Below are 2513 nucleotides of genomic sequence, written 5' to 3' on the forward strand. Positions count from 1 at the left end.
CGTTCAAGCCGAGCCCGCTTCGCGGTCTCGGCGCTGGCGCTATGATTGAACCATCGCCGCGCCCGCTCAGCGGGCCGGCTTAACTCAGGCGTTAGGCTGCAGGAAAAGACCACATGGGGCCTCTAGCAACATCCATCCTTTCTTCAACGATCTTGGTCGTTATAGTTCTAGCTGTTCATGTCTTCATCTACAAGATCATGAACCGCCCCAGAGAATGGATTCGGGCGCTATTCTTCGCGCTCGGTTTTGGCACAGCGAATTTCATCAATGAGTTTTTTGGAATTACTGGTTTGACCAAGTACGCGGTTCTGGTCGGTATAGCGCTACCATTTTTCTATGTCGGTCAATATTTTCAGAACCGAATAAACAGGCCAGCAGCCTAACAATTCGTTCAAGCCGAGCCCGCTTCGCGGCCTCGACTTATGTGCTAGCGTTTAGCACATCGCTCGGCCGCAAAGCGGCCCGGCTTAACTCAGGCGTTAGCCTGCAGAACAAGATTTCGGCAGAAAGCCATGAGAATCTCCGCATCTGTTCATAACTCCACAGAACACTTTGCCATTGTTGAGACGGATGGCATTGAACGAGTTATAGCAATTCCCGCCAAAGAATCTGGTCGCGGCTCGTCCGTCAACGGGGGCGAACTCCTGATGCTTGCGCTCGCAACCTGCTACTGCAATGACCTCTTCCGGGAAGCAACGCGGCTCGGGATCGAAATTTCGAAAGTGAGAGTAGCTGCTTCCGCAGACTTCTTAGGCGTTGGACTCGCCGCTGAGAACATTCGTTATTCAGTCGCAGTGCTTTCAAGTTCGCCGAGCGCTGACATTGACAGTCTGATCGCAGCATCGGATCAGGTGGCCGAGATTCACAACACCATTCGGTCCGCCATCCCAGTCACACTAGAGCACCAGGCTGCAGGCTAACAATTCGTTCAAGCCGACGCCGCTTCGTGGCCCGGCTCATGTGCTAGCGTGTAGCACAACGCCGTGCCACTACGCAGCGCGGCTTAACTCAGGCGTTAGGCCTCAGGGGAAATTTATGAGCGATCACGAGAAAGAAATTGGAATTCCTGACAATCACAAGCTGGTTCAAACAGATTCAAAGTGGCGCCAAAGCAAAGGCCTTGACACTGACACTTACTGGTATGACCAGGTTGACGAGACCGGAGCCGTCGTCGCAAAGTGGATTGTTAAAGACTCGACCTCGATATATCCACCATTTGGCAGAAACATCTCATCGGAGAAGGTTGGTTGAGGCCTAACAATTCATTCAAGCCGACGCCGCTTCGCGGCGCGGCTTAATTCAGGCGTTAGACCTGTGTAGAAAGCACACAGTTTGCACATCAAAGGCAAACCGCAGAGCGACAAGAGCAGTCGCACTGCTCAACAGCGGTGCCCGCTACGCGCGCACAGAAGCAAGACTTTAAAAGTTCAAACGCGGAAGCCTAGTTGTCGCGTTCGATGGTGTTCGCGCACGCCCTACTCGTCCGCTTCGCCGGACGCTAAACCTGTTCAACGAAAGTGTTTGGAAAAGCTGGGCTCAGCTCACTTAAAAGCCAAGCATTGCAAACCAAAAACAGTAGTTCACAGGTCTAACAATTCGTTCAAGCCGAACTTGCTTCGCGGCCCGGCTCATGTGGTAGCGTTTACCACATCGCCGATGCCGCTACGCAAGTCGGCTTAACTCAGGCGTTAGGTGTGTGATGACAGTTGCCGACAAGCTGATGGAAATAGCAGCTCGTGATACAGATTTACTTCTGTCACTCGACGAAAAGGGAGATCAATTTTATGTTCCTCGGGACGTCGAGTTCTTTTTTTGGGCAGCTGATAAGCAAAAGGCGGACAGCCTTGCAGGTTTCGTAAACGACAACCGGTATGGCAAGGCAACATCAAATGAGACTGATGGACAACATAGCGTCTTAGTCGTTGTGAACATGCCGATTCAGCAGAACGAGGTGTTATCCGTATCTGCATTTATGGCATGTCTTGGTGAGCTTTACGGACTCGACTACGATGGTTGGGGCTGCGTGATTCAGTCGCAACCACACACCTAACAATTCGTTCAAGCCGACGCCGCTTCGTGGCCCGGCCTTTTGTGCTAGCTTCTAGCACAACGCCGTGCCACTACGCAGCGCGGCTTAACTCAGGCGTTAGACCTGTGTAGAAAGCACACGGTTTGCGCATCAAAGGCAAACCGCAGAGCGACAAAAGCGGTCGCACTGCTCAACAGCGGTGCCCGCTACGCGCGCACAGAAGCGAGACTTTAAAAGTTCAAACGCGGAAGCCTAGTTGTCGCGTTCGATGGTGTTCGCGCACGCCCTACTCGTCCGCTTCGCCGGACGCTAAACCTGTTCAACGAAAGTGTTTGGAAAAGCTGGGCTCAGCTCACTTAAAAGCCAAGCATTGCAAACCAAAAATGGTCGTTCACAGGTCTAACAATTCGTTCAAGCCGAACTTGCTTCGCGGCCCGGCTCATGTGGTAGCGTTTACCACATCGCCGATGCCGCTACGCAAGTC

General features: G+C 52.7%; 2 protein-coding genes. Both read left to right on the forward strand.

Features of this window, described 5'->3' with window-relative positions; genetic code table 11:
• Nucleotides 1–512: 512 nt before the first annotated feature.
• Nucleotides 513–920: an OsmC family protein gene (locus BW989_RS12205; protein ID WP_076588703.1), complete on the forward strand. Its 408-nt coding sequence runs from the start codon at nucleotides 513–515 to the stop codon at nucleotides 918–920.
• Nucleotides 921–1699: 779 nt separating this feature from the next.
• Complete coding sequence (locus tag BW989_RS12215; protein ID WP_076588707.1) at nucleotides 1700–2050, forward strand: ribonuclease E inhibitor RraB; 351 nt, start codon at nucleotides 1700–1702, stop codon at nucleotides 2048–2050.
• Nucleotides 2051–2513 lie beyond the last annotated feature (463 nt).

This window comes from Solilutibacter tolerans (assembly GCF_900155935.1).
GTDB classification, from domain to species: Bacteria; Pseudomonadota; Gammaproteobacteria; order Xanthomonadales; family Xanthomonadaceae; genus Solilutibacter; species Solilutibacter tolerans.